Origin of the sequence: Pseudidiomarina atlantica (assembly GCF_000753735.1) — a bacterium.
Classification (GTDB): Bacteria; Pseudomonadota; Gammaproteobacteria; order Enterobacterales; family Alteromonadaceae; genus Pseudidiomarina; species Pseudidiomarina atlantica.
Genome location: NZ_JPIN01000009.1, coordinates 1 through 16,781 on the forward strand (window position 1 = coordinate 1; position 16,781 = coordinate 16,781).

14 protein-coding genes are annotated in these 16,781 nt (G+C 51.0%); 7 read left to right on the top strand and 7 right to left on the bottom strand.

Annotated elements, in window-relative coordinates; translation table 11 throughout:
* Window positions 1-157: 157 nt before the first annotated feature.
* A complete protein-coding gene (locus IDAT_RS09440) occupies window positions 158-1,792 on the bottom strand; it encodes a M28 family metallopeptidase (protein ID WP_034733176.1) in 1,635 nt (544 codons plus the stop codon).
* Window positions 1,793-1,989: 197 nt separating this feature from the next.
* Here IDAT_RS09440 and IDAT_RS09445 point away from each other — a divergent pair, with 197 nt between their 5' ends.
* From IDAT_RS09445 to IDAT_RS09455, 3 genes are all read left to right on the top strand, one after another.
* Window positions 1,990-4,203 (top strand): TonB-dependent receptor, encoded by a 2,214-nt coding sequence (locus tag IDAT_RS09445; RefSeq protein WP_034733178.1) that lies wholly within the window; start codon window positions 1,990-1,992, stop codon window positions 4,201-4,203.
* 95 nt (window positions 4,204-4,298) lie between these two features.
* Window positions 4,299-6,548 carry a S9 family peptidase gene (locus IDAT_RS09450; RefSeq protein WP_244441633.1) on the top strand — a complete coding sequence of 750 codons (2,250 nt, stop codon included), beginning with the start codon at window positions 4,299-4,301 and terminating at the stop codon, window positions 6,546-6,548.
* Between the two features lie 45 nt (window positions 6,549-6,593).
* Window positions 6,594-6,992, top strand: coding sequence for an acyl-CoA thioesterase (locus tag IDAT_RS09455; RefSeq protein WP_034733180.1), 399 nt, complete (start codon window positions 6,594-6,596; stop codon window positions 6,990-6,992).
* A gap of 38 nt (window positions 6,993-7,030) precedes the next feature.
* On the opposite strand, the gene IDAT_RS09460 is transcribed toward IDAT_RS09455, so the two are convergent.
* On the bottom strand, window positions 7,031-8,560 hold the full coding sequence (locus IDAT_RS09460) for a M17 family metallopeptidase (RefSeq protein WP_034733182.1): 1,530 nt from the start codon (window positions 8,558-8,560) through the stop codon (window positions 7,031-7,033).
* Between the two features lie 40 nt (window positions 8,561-8,600).
* Window positions 8,601-9,983, bottom strand: coding sequence for a cysteine--tRNA ligase (cysS, locus tag IDAT_RS09465; protein ID WP_034733184.1), 1,383 nt, complete (start codon window positions 9,981-9,983; stop codon window positions 8,601-8,603).
* 139 nt (window positions 9,984-10,122) lie between these two features.
* On the opposite strand from cysS, the gene IDAT_RS09470 reads away from it, so the two are divergent.
* Together IDAT_RS09470 and lpxH are read left to right on the top strand one after the other, a co-directional pair.
* On the top strand, window positions 10,123-10,626 hold the full coding sequence (locus IDAT_RS09470) for a peptidylprolyl isomerase (protein WP_034733185.1): 504 nt from the start codon (window positions 10,123-10,125) through the stop codon (window positions 10,624-10,626).
* Window positions 10,627-10,635: 9 nt separating this feature from the next.
* Window positions 10,636-11,391 carry a UDP-2,3-diacylglucosamine diphosphatase gene (gene lpxH / locus IDAT_RS09475; RefSeq protein ID WP_034733186.1) on the top strand — a complete coding sequence of 252 codons (756 nt, stop codon included), beginning with the start codon at window positions 10,636-10,638 and terminating at the stop codon, window positions 11,389-11,391.
* Here lpxH and miaE read toward each other — a convergent pair.
* Entirely contained in the window at window positions 11,327-12,130 is an 804-nt protein-coding gene (gene miaE / locus IDAT_RS09480) for a tRNA isopentenyl-2-thiomethyl-A-37 hydroxylase MiaE (RefSeq protein ID WP_211250597.1), read from the bottom strand. The two genes, lpxH and miaE, sit on opposite strands and share 65 nt — an antisense overlap.
* 204 nt (window positions 12,131-12,334) lie before the next feature.
* On the opposite strand from miaE, the gene IDAT_RS09485 reads away from it, so the two are divergent.
* Window positions 12,335-12,931: a Yip1 family protein gene (locus IDAT_RS09485; RefSeq protein ID WP_034733187.1), complete on the top strand. Its 597-nt coding sequence runs from the start codon at window positions 12,335-12,337 to the stop codon at window positions 12,929-12,931.
* Between the two features lie 102 nt (window positions 12,932-13,033).
* Window positions 13,034-14,362: a dicarboxylate/amino acid:cation symporter gene (locus IDAT_RS09490; protein WP_034733188.1), complete on the top strand. Its 1,329-nt coding sequence runs from the start codon at window positions 13,034-13,036 to the stop codon at window positions 14,360-14,362.
* A gap of 16 nt (window positions 14,363-14,378) precedes the next feature.
* Here IDAT_RS09490 and IDAT_RS09495 read toward each other — a convergent pair whose 3' ends face one another.
* From IDAT_RS09495 to sohB, 3 genes are read right to left on the bottom strand one after another with little or no spacing between them, the layout of a single operon-like run.
* Window positions 14,379-15,080 (bottom strand): hypothetical protein, encoded by a 702-nt coding sequence (locus tag IDAT_RS09495; RefSeq protein WP_051986687.1) that lies wholly within the window; start codon window positions 15,078-15,080, stop codon window positions 14,379-14,381.
* Window positions 15,081-15,101: 21 nt separating this feature from the next.
* Entirely contained in the window at window positions 15,102-15,674 is a 573-nt protein-coding gene (smrA, locus tag IDAT_RS09500) for a DNA endonuclease SmrA (RefSeq protein WP_034733193.1), read from the bottom strand.
* Between the two features lie 37 nt (window positions 15,675-15,711).
* Complete coding sequence (gene sohB, locus IDAT_RS09505; RefSeq protein WP_034733195.1) at window positions 15,712-16,701, bottom strand: protease SohB; 990 nt, start codon at window positions 16,699-16,701, stop codon at window positions 15,712-15,714.
* Window positions 16,702-16,781 lie beyond the last annotated feature (80 nt).

Here is a 16,781-nt window from a genome sequence, read left to right on the forward strand (position 1 = left end):
TTCCTATCAACGTATATTATTGTTAATAGGTTGATAACAAGATGTGGCGCGAGCGTCAATTTATTTTACAAGCTTTACATTTATAATCGTTATGAAGCACATAAAAAAGCTGAGACGTTACCGCCTCAGCTTTTTTCATGGTCGCAAAGCACGTGTGTTAGTCGAGGTTTGCGAAGAATGAATCCGGCAACCAGCGTGGACGCTCAGCATCGTTGGCGATAGTTTGGCCGATTTCGTAGTTGATGTTGGTAAAGACAACGCCGGCTTCGTAATTGATTGGTAAGCTGGGTTGATCGCTTGGGCGATGGTAGTGCTCAGCAAAGAACTGGCCCCAAATTTCACCACCATTCTCATCTTCACCTTTGGCGGTGAAGCCGGTCATCAGGAATACCGCCGGTACGCCTTTTTTCACGAATGGATAATGGTCTGAACGGGTGAAAATAGCTTGTTCTGGCATTGGATCTTCACTCAGCTCGATGCCGTACTGGCCAGCGGCTTCAGCAACCGATTCACCCAGCGTCGAATGCGTTGAGCCAAAGGCTATCACATCGGCAAAATCATACAGCAACACCGGCATATCAAGGTTCACGTTCGCAACAATTTGCTGCAACGGCACGGTGGGGTAGTGTGCGAAATAATCAGCACCCAACAAACCACGTTCTTCGGCTGTCACTGACAAGAATAAAATCGAGCGTTTTGGCTGCGTATCGGCTTCGACAAACATCCGTGCGGTTTCAAGTAACACGCTGACACCACTGGCATTATCCATCGCGCCATTATTAATGTGGTCGTCTTGGCTTAAATCTTGGGTCATGCCGATGTGATCGGAGTGGGCGGTATACAGCACATACTCGTCGCGCAGTTCTGGGTCACTGCCAGGCAAAATCGCTGCTACGTTAGGGCTGGTAATTTCTTCGTGTTCAGAAGCCCGCTTTAAAGTCACCGATACGCCTAATTCGAATGGCTTCGGCTGCTCGCCTTTTTCCAACTGGGCAAAAACTTCATCCATGCTAATCGCAGCGTTCACAAACAACGGCTCTGCTGCGGCAAAATCGACATAAGCACTACCCGTTAAGTTCTTATACGCCAAATTCGGTTCACCATCGGCATTCACCCAGGTAACGCTCGGTGCACGTTGATACATAGCACTGACTTTGAACGGCCGTACTTCTTCACGCATTGGCGTGTGCAAGTTAATAATGCCTACTGCGCCGCGCTCTGCTGCAAATTTTGTTTTGCTGCTGTTGAGGTGCGCGCCCTCTTCGCTCGGCAAATCAGCCGGACGACCGCTGACCATCATGACAATTTTGCCATCGACGTCGACATTCGCGTAATCATTCAAACCGAACTCTTCTGAAACCAAGCCGTAGCCGACAAATACCACAGGTGCGGTGACTTCGGTTTGTTCAGCGTAGGCACTTGGCCCAGTTAAGAATTCTTTACCGTATTCAAGTTCAACTTGGTTGTCGCCGGTATCCACCACCATGGTCGCGCTACCTTCGACCAAGCTGCTGCGACGAAAGCGAATACGCTGATAGTAGGTGTCATCGTCGCCCGCAGGCTCAAGTCCCAGCTTCTTAAATTCAGAGGCAATGTATTGCGCGGCAATTTCATGTCCACGACTGCCCGTATCGCGCCCTTCAAGTGCATCGCTGGCGAGAAATTCGAGGTGAGCGCGCAAGGTTTGCGCATCGGCCGAGACCACTTGTGGTGCTGCTGATGTTGCCTCGCCACCACAGGCTGCGAGACCTGCTGCCAATACGGTAGCGCCAACAAGGCTTAGAATTCGCATAGTTCTTCCCATCGTTGTTTTTGTAAAAACAGCATTCTAACCAGATGCGCCAAGAGAAACGAGTTTTTGTTGCAGGGCTTTGTAATGGATTGTTTCAAATCTTAAAAAAGACTTGAATTGTTATAGTATAACATTACAATCAATTACACTCAGATGAACCACAGCTTCGAAACCTACCATCATTAGAGGACCTTAACATGTTGAAGTACAGTCCTGTTGCCCTGTTAGTTGCTCAAGTCTTGGCCTTGCCAGTTGCTGCGCAAGACACTCAAGAAACCAGCAAAGCGCAGCATGAGCATGACAACACCGAGGTAATCGTCATCACCGCATCGCCACTGGCCCGCACTGAGCTTAATTCAGCGCAACCGATTTCAGTGATTAGCGGCGACGAACTCCGCGAAAAGCAAGCACACACCCTAGGTGAGACCTTAGCGCAAGAGCCCGGCATTAATGCGACGCACTTTGCTCGTGTGGCCTCAAGTCCAGTGATTCGTGGCCTCGATGGCCCACGCGTGAAAATCACTCAAAATGGCCTCGATACTGGTGACGTATCGCGCGGCAGTCCAGACCATGCGGTCACCACCGAAACTTCTGTCGCTGAACAAATCGAGATTTTACGCGGTCCAGCCACCCTACTTTATGGTAGCGGTGCCATTGGCGGTGTCGTCAACGTGGTCGACGAACGTATTGCACAGGACTTTGTCGGCGGTACGCGAGGCTTTTTTGGCGGCAATCTAGCGACCGTTGATGATTTGCGTGATGCAACTTTTGGTATCACCAGCGATGTCGGCAATACGGTCTGGCATTTTGACGGTTTTACCCGCAGTAGTGACGACTACAGCACCCCGACCTTCCTCAATGAAGAAGGCGAAGCCGTCGACAGCGTCGAGAACTCTTTTGTTGACGCTATGGGCGGTACTGTTGGTGTTAGCTATATTCTCGATAACGGCTTTATTGGGGCTTCTTACGCGCGTCTCGAGCAAGAATATGGCATTCCTGGTCACGCGCATCATGAAGAAGAACATGAAGATGAGCACGGGCACGAAGAAGAACACGCCGATGAACATGACGACCACGAGGGTGAAGTACTGCCCTACGCTGACCTTGTGCAAGATCGCGTGCAGTTACATGCGGGCTTTGATCAGCCCTTCTCGGGCATCGAAAAACTCGATATTCGCTATGCGTTTACCGATTATCAACACCAAGAAATTGAAGGTGACGTCGCCGGTACAACCTTCACTAATGAACAGCATGAACTGCGCGTCACAGCGAATCATCACCTGACTGGCAACTGGTACGGCGCCATTGGTTACCACGGTTTTGACCAACAGCAGGCGGCCTTTGGCGAGGAAGCCTATACGCCAGCCAGCGATACCACGCGTCACGGTTTCTTTTGGCTCGCCGAAACGCGGGATGATGCCCTCAACTGGCAGACCGGTATTCGCTACGAGCTGGTCGATATCAGCGCACCCGGTCTTGAAGTCGGCGCGAGTGATTATGAATTCAAGCCGTTTTCAGCCTCATTTGGGGTGAGCTATCAGTGGCATCCGCTGGTGCGTTTTAATGCCAACCTGAGCCATGCCGAGCGCGCTCCTTCAGCCAATGAATTGTTTGCTAACGGTCAGCATTTGGCGACGCGTACCTACGAGCTGGGCTTAAACTATGAGTTACACGAAGAGGGCGACCACGCTTACGTCATTGAAGCAGCTGACCGTGCTCCAGCACTCGAAAAGTCAAACACGCTCGACCTTGGTACACACATCGAGTATGGCGACAATCACCTTGATATCACTCTGTTCGTGAGCCAAATCGATAACTTTATTTTCGAAAATGTGACCTCGGTCAATAGCGTCGATTTAATCCAAGACCATGGTCATGAAGATGAACATGAGGGAGAGCACGAAGGCGAGCACGAAGAGCATGCCGAGGAAGACGCACACGACCATAGCGAAGGCTTACCAGTCGTGCATTACCAACAAGTTGATGCGCTGTTGTTTGGTTACGAAATCAGTGGTTTGTGGCAGCTTACCGATGAGTGGAAACTGACCGCATTTAGCGACTACACCCGCGCCTACACGGAAGATTCACGCAGTAACTTGCCGCGTATTCCACAGCAACGCTTGGGTAGTGAAATTACCTATAACCAAGGCACTTGGGAAGCACGGGTGGGTTATATTTGGCACGCCGAGCAAAATCGGGTGGCCATTAACGAGACACCAACACCAAGTTTTGGTTTGCTTAACGCACAGTTTAACTACTTCCCGCAAACGTTTGCGGCGAACAACTTAAGCATTTACGTAAAAGCAGACAACTTGACTGACAAACTGGGCTATGTGCACACCTCTTTCTTGAAAGAACAAGCACCGCTAGCGGGTCGTAACTTTAGTATCGGTATTCGCGGCGAATTCTAGCGCATTGTCGCCGCGACTTATCGCACTCAGCGCAAGCATTGGCTCTGCTTTGGTAGACTTAGACAAGATTTCATCTCGTCGACAAGGAAACAGGCATGCGAATGTTCGCGCTGAGTTTTATTTTGGGTTTGATGATCACTGCACCTTGTGCCGCACAAGCGGTTACCAGTGCGGAAAACTTTGCCCAACAAGAACTCACCATTGAGCGCATTTTTTCTGCACCTGCGCTCACGCCTCCAGCACCTCAACAACTGCAATTTGCTCCCGATGGCAACCTACTGAGCTACGTCAAAGGCTCCAGCGAGACGCCCAACATCAATGACCTGTGGGTGTACGACATTCGCCAGCAACAGCATCGCCAGTTGCTAGCCGCCGCGCAACTTGTGGCAGACCCAACGGCCATGTCAGCCACCGAACAAGCACGCCGTGAACGGCTGCGTATTCGCGCTGGTGGCATCGTTGAATACCATTGGTCACCAGATGGCCAGCAGTTGTTGATCCCCCTCGCTGGACAACTTTTTCTGGTCAACGTCAGTGATGGGGCAGTAAAAGAATTAACCCCTGCTGACAGCGCAGTGACCGATGCACGCTTTTCGCCACGCGGAAACTACGTCAGCTATCTGGATGCGCAGGGTGCCTTACAGTTAATCCATCTTGCTGATGACAAACGCGTGCAAGTCACCCCAGCAAGCACTGCCACCACCAGCTATGCCGTTGCCGAATTCGTCGCGCAAGAAGAGATGAAACGCATGACGGGTTATTGGTGGAGCCCAGATGAATCAAGTATCGCCCTCACCCGAGTCGATACTAGCCCGGTCGAAGTCAGCGCACGCACCGACGTTTACGCTGATCGCACCGAATTGGTCGAGCAACGCTATCCGTTTACCGGCACGGCAAATGCTAAAGTGGATTTAGGCATTTATGAGCTCGACTCGACCCTGACGCGCTGGTTAGGACTCGAAAATCGACATCAAGCCGGCTACCTCGCGCGGGTGAACTGGCTACCGAACAGTTCGCAGCTCAGTTATCAGTGGCAAACTCGTGACCAGCAACAGTTGACGCTGTATTTACAGCCACGTAACCAAGCCGATGCGACGGCTGTGTTGAGCGAAACTGCCACTACGTGGATCAATCTGCATGACGACTTGGTATTTTTGAATGACTCGCGGCACTTTATCTGGGCCTCAGAGCGCAGTGGGTTCAAACATTTATACCTCTACCGTATTGACGGCAGCCTGATCCGCCAACTGAGCAGTGGTGATTGGCAAGTCGATGCAGTGAGCGCGGTCGATGACACCACCGGCTTCGTGTATTTTACTGGGCGCAAGGAAACCCCGCTCGAACGACATTTGTATCGCGTCAGTTTGAACACCACCACGCCAAGTCAACCAACCCGCTTAAGCCAACGCGCAGGTATGCACGAGATTACCTTCGCCAGTAATTATCGTAGTTACCTCGATAGCTTTTCCAGCAGTACCCAACCGCCGCAGGTGAGTCTGCACGGCCCGACCGGCGAACGCATTACCTGGCTGCATGAAAATGTGATTGATGCTAGTCATCCACTGGCGAACTATCTCCGCGACTGGGTCTACCCAGAATTTGGCCAACTGGCTGCTGCCGATGAGCAAACCTTGTACTACCAACTGTACAAACCCGCCAATATGGTCGATAACCAGCCTTATCCGGCCGTGGTGATGGTCTATGGCGGCCCACGTGCGCAGCGCGTCACCAATAGTTGGGGTGACTATTTTAGTCAGTATTTGGCGCAGCAAGGCTATGTGGTTTTCAAACTCGATAATCGTGGTAGTGGTCATCGCGGCAAAGCTTTTGAGAACGTGATCTATCGCCAGCTTGCGCAAGCCGAAGTGGCTGACCAAGTGTTGGGCGCTGAATTCTTGCAGTCGCTGCCGTATATCGATGACAAGCGGATTGGCGTATTTGGACATAGCTACGGTGGTTACATGGCGTTGCATTTAATTTTACGCGCGCCCGAACAGTTTGCCGCCGCGGTAGCCGGTGCACCGGTCACCGATTGGCGTCTCTACGACACCCATTACACCGAACGCTATATGGGTACGCCGCAAGATAATCCTGACGGTTACCGTGCGGCTGATGTGTTGACCTATGCCGAACAACTGCAACAGCCGCTGTTGATCTACCACGGCATGGCCGATGACAACGTGCTCTATACCCATACCGCCAAGTTATCCTATGCCCTGCAGCAGGCGATGAAACCGTTTGAGTTAATGGCTTACCCTGGCAAGCAACATGGTTTACGCGGACGTGAAACCTCTATTCATCGCTACCAGCTGATTGCAGACTTTTTTGCGCGGCACTTGCAATAAGATATACTGAGCGCATCAACCTAACGCCAAGGAGATTTTCAGGTGATGCGCTTTCTTTCCCGTCGTTTGGTCATGCCAAACGATCTCAATTTTGCTGGCTCATTGTTCGGTGGGCGGATCCTCGAATGGATCGATGAAGAATCTTATATTTTTGCCGCCTGTCAGCTGGATGCCAAAAGCCTAGTGACCAAACACATCGGCGCTATTAGCTTCGAAACCTCAGCGTATCAAGGCGATGTCGTTGAGTTTGGCCTCGGTGTACAAAAAGTTGGCCGCACGTCTATTACGGTGACCTGTGTGGTGCGCAACAAGCAAACCAAACAAAATATTTGTGTCGCTGACGATATTGTTTTTGTGCACATTGACCCGGCGACTCGCACCCCACAACCGCATCATAAGACCAAAGCGGAATTGGACATGCTGAAAATAGAAACGCCGGAATAATTCCGGCGTTTTTGACTCTGTTTCCGTTTATTTCGGGCTTATTTATGTAAATAAGCACCGGCAAAACAGGTAACCGGCGTAGCGGTCGGCTTACCATGCTGCCAATCGCCGTTTTCAACACCACTGCCAGCAATATCGACATGCACATAGGGCAATGGGTGGTCACTGTCATTTCCATGCTTATCCAAGCCAGACGCTATCGCCAAAAAGGCCATTGGGAACTGATGCCCGCGACGGGTTGTAGCGGACGGCCCGTTGTTGCTCGATAACACGTCGTCTGATTTGGTGCGCGGTGCGACGAAACTAAAGTCTTCGCGACGTGACCAGCTCACCTCAGTTGGATCGCCGTACACCTCACCCGCTTGCCAAAGTTTGTCATGCAAACCTTGCGCCACCGCTGCGCCATTCGGCACTAACGCCGTATACGGGCCCTTGGCTAATGCTGCGTGCCCCGTCAACGTTGCCACACTGAACAACTGCGGACGCGGATAATTCCCTGCTTGCACGCGCAAGTGCGAGAGCAAATCAGCTAACAGTAAGCGACCTTCGGCATCGGTATTGCCGATCCGCACGCGCACACCACTGTGGGCGGTGATAATTTCGTCAGCCACAAAGGCATCACTGCCAATGCTGTTACGTACGAGGCCTAGCTCGGCCACCGCACTGACTGTATCTGGACGCATTTCTGCCAGCGTCTTCATAAAGCCAGCTACACCTGCGGCGCCACCTTTATCGCGGCTCATGCCCGCCATATGGCCGCCTGTCTTCACATCGGCACCGCCGGTATCGTAAACAATGCCTTTACCGGCAAACATCAGGGTTTGTTCTGCCGCTGGTGCGTTGTACTCCAAGCGCACCACCACCGGCCAATGCCGCTCAACTTTGAGCGATGCCCGCGCTACCGACATCAACAACGGATACTCGTGCTGTAATTGCTGAATATCATCAATCACGGTGACTTTCACCGGCGTGTGCGCGAAGGTTTGCTGCAAGTACTCGGCAAACTTCGGCGGCGCCATGCGCTCGGGCTCGGTGCCACATAAGTCGCGTGCCACGCGCTTGCCAGATTCAACTGCGGTTAACCATTCGTTATCGAGCGTACCGACCACACCGATACTACGAATGGTTTCAAGTTCTTCTTCACCGAGCGCTTCCCGTGCTTCTAATGGCTCGTACAGTTCTTGGCAGGCGCCCCAATAAGCAACGGCTTCAGCTTGTCCGTAACGTGCATCATCGGCAGTACCAAACACCACCAATAATGGCATTTTAGCGCCAGCTTGTTGGGCGATACGGGCGCCCACCCCGGCGGCATCGGCGATACTGCGCACGTCATCGTAATCGCGCGTCAATGGCCCCGTTGGCGCCGTGATTAAACGTCCGCCAAAGACATCGGCGGTCAATAACAAAGGGTGCTTGCCGACGCGCTGATCAAGCTGTTGCGCACGTTCGACATAATCCGCAAATTCTGCAGGTAACTGTTGTGCAAAATCACCCACCAAAATCACTGCGTCGTAATCCTCATGCGCAGTGCTGTAACTTTCTACTACTTCAACTGTTGGAAATGCCATAGCTATCCTCGTTGGTTTAAGTGAAATTCAGGTGGAACGCTTACAATCGACGCCAGCGTGTTCCTTGTGGGGTATCTTCGAGTTCTATCCCCATCGCTGTTAAAGCGTCGCGCGCGGCATCTGCCGCCGCCCAGTCTTTGTTCGCGCGCGCAGTGCGGCGCGCTTCAATCAACTCTTCAATTTTCGCGGTATCCAGATCATCATTGCTAGCACCACCTTGTAAAAAAGCTTCTGGCGTTTGTTGCAACAGCCCAAGGATGCCGGCCAAATGTTTGAGTACGGCCCCTAGCGCATCGCATGTCGCAGCGCTATCGGCGCGATTGATTTCACGTGCCAAATCAAACAATACCGGAAGTGCTTCGGGCACGTTAAAGTCATCGTCCATCGCTTGGTTAAAGCGCGCAACATAAGGCGCTGCGACGCTATCATCAAAGTCGACGGCCTGGCACTCACGCAGTGCGGTGTACAAACGCTCCAGCCCTGCCCGCGCTTGTTCTAGGTTTTCGGTCGAGTAATTCAACTGCGAACGATAGTGACTCGAAAGCAGGAAGAAGCGCACTGTTTCAGCATCGTATTGCTTAAGCACTTCGCGAATGGTGAAAAAGTTGCCCAGTGACTTCGACATTTTTACTGCGTCGACCTGCACCATGCCGCTGTGCATCCAATAGTTCACATAGTCGTGATCGTTGGCGCAGCAACTTTGCGCAACTTCGTTTTCATGGTGCGGGAAGATCAAATCTGATCCGCCGCCATGAATATCAAAATTTTCACCTAAATGGCGTTTGTTCATGGCCGAGCACTCAATGTGCCAACCTGGGCGTCCTGCGCCCCAAGGTGATGGCCAACTCGGCTCACCTGCTTTGGCTTGCTTCCACAACACAAAATCGAGCGGGTCGGTTTTGTTCTGCGCTACGTCAACCCGCGCACCGGCTAGCAATTGTTCAAGATTCTGGCGGCTCAATTGACCGTATTTATCGAAGCTACTGACGTCGAACAACACATCACCATCGTCGGCAACATAGGCATGCCCACGCGCGATCAAGGTTTCAATCATGCTGATGATATCGCCCATATGCCCAGTTACGGTTGGCTCAATGTCTGGGCGCAGCAAATTCAAGGCGTCAAAATCATCATGCATGGCCTTGGTATAACGTTCGGTAACCGCATCGATCGCCTCGCCATTTTCGTGGGCACGACGAATGATTTTATCGTCGACGTCAGTAATATTGCGCACATAGGTCACTTTAAAACCTTTCGCCCGCAAATAGCGCACCACGACATCAAACGCGACATAAGTACGCGCATGACCAATATGACAGTAATCGTAAATGGTAACGCCACAGACATAGAGCTTCACCTCACCGGGGGTGATGGGTTGAAAGGCTTCTTTACTGCGACGCAAAGTATCATAAATGGTCAACATGCGAGATTAAGCTCCAGTTACGTGGGTCGTTTTACAAAATTTAGAGGCTAATGATACCGCATGGTGCCGCCTTGTCACAAACAATGCTAAACTGTGCGCAGCTAATTGAATTGTTAACCTTTATGATGGAGTCAGACTTATGCAAGTAACGTTGCACACCAACCATGGCAAGATTCGCCTTGAACTTTTTCCAGAACAAGCGCCGAAAACCGTCGAAAACTTTTTGAACTATGTGCGCGAAGGTTTTTACGATGAAACGTTATTTCATCGCGTCATCAAAGGATTCATGATTCAAGGTGGTGGTTTTAATAGTGAAATGGTACAAAAAACACCTACCCACGACGCCATCGAAAACGAAGCAGATAACGGCCTGAAGAATCTTAAAGGCACAGTGGCGATGGCGCGCACGCAAGATCCACACTCAGCGACCTGCCAGTTCTTCATTAACGTTGCGGATAACGAGTTTTTGAACTTCAAAAACGAAAGTGTCGGTGGCTGGGGCTACTGTGTGTTCGGTAAAGTGATTGAAGGTATGGATGTGGTCAGCGACATCGAGCAAGTCTACACCACACACGCTGGCTTCCATCAAGACGTGCCAAAAGACGATGTGGTGATCGAAAGCGCCACTATCGACAGCGAGTAATTAAACGTTATGGCGACATGGTTTATCGCAGATTTACATCTGTCGCCAGCGCGGCCCGACATCGTGCAGTTATTTTGCGATTTTTTGCGCGATGAGGCTCGGGCCGCCGACCAACTCTTTATTCTCGGCGATTTGTTTGACGCTTGGATTGGCGACGACGACAACAGTAGTTTTGCCCAACAAATTCAAGCCGAGCTAAAGCGTTACACCGAGCATGGTATTCCGACGTACTTTATTGCGGGTAATCGCGATTTTGCCATTGGCGAGCGCTTTGCTAAGCAAACCGGTATTGAAATCCTACCAGACCCTGCAGTGATAGAGCTCTACGGTACACCGACACTGATTCTGCATGGTGATTTGCTCTGCACTGACGACCACAGCTATCAGCGTTTGCGGCGCTGGATCCGCAAGCCCTGGTTGCTGCGCGGCTTGCTGGCCTTACCGCTCAGTTGGCGTATGCGGATTGCCAAAAAGTTACGGCAATCGAGCAAAACCCAAAAACCGTTAAGCGAACAAGAGCTGCGCATCATGGATGCCAATCCGCAAACGGTGCAGGATTATTTCGCGCAATATGGCGTGCAACGCATGATTCACGGACATACCCATCGCCCTGCAGTGCATCAATTAAGTGACCAAAGTGGTCAGTCCCTCACGCGCATCGTGCTCGGTGACTGGTACACGCAAGGCAGTATGCTCAAGGTTACCCATGAACAGCAGCAGCTAATGCAACGTCCGTTGCCAGCGGCCGTCCCGAGTGAAATTTAAAGTCGCTGTCAGGAGCTAAAATCAACGCTGCTTCAAGCTCCGCAAATTGCGCCACTCGCGCACTGATGTCCTGCCCTGCAATAGCTTCAGCCAAACTCAGATAATCTTGATAATGGCGTGCTTCTGAGCGCAACAAAGAGACATAGAACTGACTTAAACGCGCAGGCAAGTGTGGGGCCAACTTGGCAAAACGCTCACACGAGCGCGCTTCAATAAAAGCACCACAAATTAATTTGTCGACCAAAGTCGCCGGCTCATGGGTACGCACCTCGCGCAGCAGCTCACGCGCATAACGACTCGAAGTGATCTTGTCGTACGCAATGCCAAATTCATCAGCAACCTCTAAGACCTGATAGAAGTGATGCAGCTCTTCTTTAATCAGCATCACCATTTTGTCGATCAAATCCTGACTGTAAGGCTTATCGGCACGCCCCATCATGGTTTTGCGCAAACTCGTGGGTTGCGCCAGCGCGCGCCAATCCCCTTGCAAGCGATAGGTGTAGTCTTCATAAGGCGCCAACCATTGCAACAATGCTTCACCACTGGCGGTATCCACTGCATAACGACGTAACAGCAACATTGCGCTCTGTGCGGCTTTCAGCTCGCAGACCATGTGGTCGCGCAACAACACCGGCAACTGCTCCGGTTGGCACGCCATAGCGACCCATTCGGCAGGCGTTTCGCACAGTAAGAAGTTGCGGATGGGAGTAAGTAATCGATCGATTTCAGCAGACTGCATAGGAAATTTTGCGTGGCTTGTAAAAAGCCTATTTTACGCATCCCTTTAACTTAGAACAAGGTTGGAAGAAAAACCTCAGTTGTCACCGAAAAAGCCTTGACTATGGCGAAAATCCGACCATTATTGAATGTAAGTCGAATAAAAAATCGACGTAGCAAAAACAATAATAATATTTTACAAAACAACGAGAAGTAGAGGTTCATTATGATCTTGAATCATATTTGGGGACTGTACGCACACCCGCGGGAAGAATGGAAAACCATCGACGAGCGTCACGAGAGCATGACCTTTGCCTTAAGTCATATTCTTATTGTCGCTTTGATCCCCTGTGCGGCAGCATATTACGCATCAGCTCATTTAGGTTGGAGCATCGGCGCGCGTGAAGAAACCTTTTTAACGCAATCAAGCGCAACGATTTTGGCGGTGGCAATGTACATCGGTATTCTCGGCGCCGCATTTGCCTTGGGTTACCTCATTCATTGGATGGCGAAAACCTTTGGCGCACAACCCACATTTACGCAATCAATGGAGCTTGCCGCTTACACTGCGACGCCGGTGATCATGTCGGGTGTCAGTGCACTCTATCCGGAACTCTGGTTTGTCACCTGCGTGTTCCTAGCTGGTGTTGCCTACTCGGTCTATTTGCTTTATTCCGGGGTACCGATTCTGATGCATATTCCGGAAGAGCGCGGTTTTATTTACGCTAGTTCGGTGGTAACCGCAGGACTCATTATGATGGTCGTATTGATGGTAACCTGTGCGATTCTCTGGACCAACGGATTTGGCCCGCAGTACATGTAACGAAAGTAACCGCTCACCGAAAACGCCGACCCTGTCGGCGTTTTTTTATGGTAGTCTTTGCGGGTTCATTCTCATTCTTGTTTCATAACTTCAGGAAAACGTATGCGTGACAACAACAAAAAGCTCAGCTTAACAACGCGTATTGTGATTGGCATGTTCGCCGGGATCATCGTTGGCTTTCTACTAAAACTTTTATTCCCTGAAAGTGTTTTGGTCGAAGGCTACCTTACCAAAGGCTTGTTCCATGTCGTGGGTCAGATCTTTATCAGCTCGCTGCAAATGCTGGTTGTGCCCTTGGTTTTCGTTTCACTGGTGGTCGGCACGTGTTCGATTAGCGATCCGAGTAAGTTAGGCCGTCTGGGTGGCAAAGCGGTCAGTCTGTATATGGTCACGACTGCCATCGCCATTACCTTTGCGATTTTTGCGGCGGTTGTCATTCAACCGGGTGCCGGCGTCGCCATGCAATCGGATGCCACATTTGAACCGTCACAAGCACCATCGCTAGCTCAAGTCATTATCGACCTGTTCCCGAAAAATCCATTCTCAGCAATGGCGGATGGCAACATGCTGCAAATCATCGTGTTTGCCCTGTTGTTTGGTATTTCGATGGCCTTGATCGGCAAATCGGGCGACCGTTTGAAGGGGTTCTTTGATGACTTCAACGAAGTCATCATGAAGTTAGTCGTGATTTTGATGAACCTTGCTCCTTACGGCGTATTTGCGCTCATGGCAAAGCTGTTCAGCGAAACCGAATTCGAGACCATTTTCAGCCTTGGTAAATACTTCCTGCTGGTATTTGTCGTATTGATTTTGCATGGTGTGGTTACCTACTCACTCATCCTCAAAGGCATGACGGGTTTGAGCCCGTGGATGTTCTTGAAGAAAATGCGTGAAGTACAAATTTTTGGCTTTACCATTTCTAGCAGTAACGCCACCATCCCGGTGACCCTTGAAACCGTCACCAAACGCTTAGGTGTAAGCAACAAAATCGGCTCATTCACCGTACCTCTTGGCGCCACCATTAACATGGACGGCACCGCCATCATGCAAGGTGTCGCGACGGTGTTTATCGCCCAGGTGTACTTGGTCGATTTATCCATTGCTGATTACGCTATGGTAGTGCTCACCGCCACGCTCGCCAGTATAGGTACCGCAGGTGTGCCAGGCGTTGGCTTGATCATGCTTGCTATGGTGCTCGGCCAAGTCGGGCTGCCCGTTGAAGGTATTGGTTTGATTATCGGTGTTGACCGCTTATTGGATATGACGCGTACGGCGGTGAATGTCACCGGTGACGCAATGGTCAGTCTCATCGTCGCGAAAAGCGAGGGTGAACTTGATTACGCGATCTATAACGATGAAAACGCTGATATCGAAGAACGTGATGTCGGCGAACAGATCGATGAGAAAATGCACAAAAAAGAAAGTCAGTAATAAACAGTTGGGGGCGTTAGAACGCCCCCATTTCCCGCCACACAAATTGCGTCAAACCCTGCATATCGACCGTAACGGCATCCGTGTTGCCACGCATCGTCTGTTGAATAAGCTCGTTGAGTAACGGTCCCAACACACTGGTAACCCATTCGTCTGCAGTCTGCCCAGCTTTGATCTGCGGCAATTCTAATCGTGCTAAACGCACACTTAACAACGGCCGCCCGCGGTCAAACAAGTTCACCACTACATCTTCAAGCAGCACCTCATCGACTTGCCACAAAATATTTTGCTTGGCGCGTTGTACTGGCAAACGCGACTGCACACGCTCAATCACAGTATGCAAGTTCGATTGACCGGTACCATAGTAGGCAATGGTCAGCTGCGCATTCCGAATTGCAGCGCTGGCGAGCTGTAAGTTATCTTGCTGCTGCGATAACCAGTCTCCTTCTAAGCGCACTTGTTCAGCCCAGAGTAATTGGTTCAAGCCGGCATCGAGTTGCTCGACTTGGGTCGCTACCCCTAGTGCACTAGCGTTCAGTTCGGCGGTTAAGGTATTCAGCTCGAAACTGTCGTAACTAACAGTGACGCCCAACTGCTTATCGGCTCGTGCGACCAAGTCGCTGGCGACACGTTCCGATAGGGTTTGCTCTGGAACGGCTTCAGCGCAGCCAGACAGCAAAAGTGCAGTCAATGCCGTGGCGAGAATAGATTGCTTCATAATAACTCCTTGCGCAGGCTCTCAGCGCTTTTGGTGACGTTCGCGATTTTCCAACTTTTGCTCAGCGTTCTTGCGCAACATCACATACACCGAACCAGCCCCGCCATGCTGACGTTGTGCACTGTGAAATGCCATCACTGGCTCCAATTGCTTCAGCCACTTCACCACATAACTCTTTAACAGCGCTGGGTGCGGTTTTGAGTGGCGCCCCATGCCATGCACCACAATCGCACTGCGCACGCCGCGACGATGGCATAGCTGAATAAAATCAAATAATGCCTGCCGCGCTTGGCGCAGGGTGTGATGGTGTAAATCAAGACTCGCCTCGATACCGTAATGGCCCTGCTTCAAGCGCTTGTACACGCCGTGCTGCACACCATCACGACGGTACTCGACACTCTCCTCGGGTTCCACCAAGTCGACAAATTCCATCGACAAATAATTGATGTCATCTTCAAGCGCTTTTTCAGCAGCGGCGCGGCGCGCCTCAACATTGCCAATATGGGTCTTCTTTGGCAAAACTACTGTATCGTCTGGTGCTAACGGTTTGACATCCGCCATTTGTTGGCGAAACTCGTTCACATCATCGCTCATGCTGACTCCGCTATTGCTTCACTTAGGCTCTAATCGTTTAGGCTTTGCTCAAGAACGTCTTAATACTCTCTAATACGGCCGTAACGTTCTTTCCGATCCGTTCGCCGAGTGGACGTTTCTCACTGTAGTGTACCCGCAACAACGTATGGTCCTCAGCGCGTTGCTGCAACCACGCATCTCCGGTCGTGATTTCATCGACGAGTTGCAGATCGAGCGCTTGTTGCGCGGTCCAATATTCGCCGGTAGCTACTTTTTCGAGTACCAATTGCGGTCGATAGTTCGCTACGTGTTGTTTAAATTGCTGATGGATCTGCTCTAAGTCTTCTTTAAATTTATGCCGTCCTTCATCGGTATTCTCACCAAATACACTCAACGTACGCTTATATTCACCAGCGGTGATTTGTTCAAAATCTATGTCATGCTTTTGCAGAAAACGGTAGAAGTTGGGGAGCTGAGCCACTACACCAATCGAACCAATAATTGCGTAGGGTGCCGCAATAATATGTTCCGCCACGGCTGCCATCATGTAGCCACCACTCGCGGCCACTTTATCAACGCTGACAATGAGCTTTAACTGTGCGTCGCGTAAGCGTTGCAACTGGGCCGCACCGAGACCATAACCATGCACAACCCCACCCGGACTCTCCAAACGCACCAGCACCGTATCTCCGGCTTCGGCCGCACCGATAATGGCATTGACTTCACGAGTTAAATGGTCGACCTCGTGGGCGTCGACACTGCCTTTAAAGTCGATGACAAAGATCCGCTTATCACTCGGCTCAGCCTTTTTAGCTGCTTGCTTTTCTTGTTTCTGGGCTTGTTTGCGCTGCTTTTTCGTCAGCAATTCTGCACGTACCGCGCGCCCTGCGTTGCGAAAAACTTTGCTGAGGTTGGTAACCTGCAACTCTCCCTGCTGTTTACGCTGGCGTTGCGCCGCGTTAGCAAGTAGCGCGACCATCAAACCGAACGCCATAACAATAATGGCCGCTTTGATTAAAAAGTCGGCGATATCAAGTAAAAACGTCATCGTTTCCTCACTTTTGCTGTAGGCATAAAAAAGGGCCGACGAGCGGCCCTTTTTAGACTCATCTGAGTACAGTATACAGA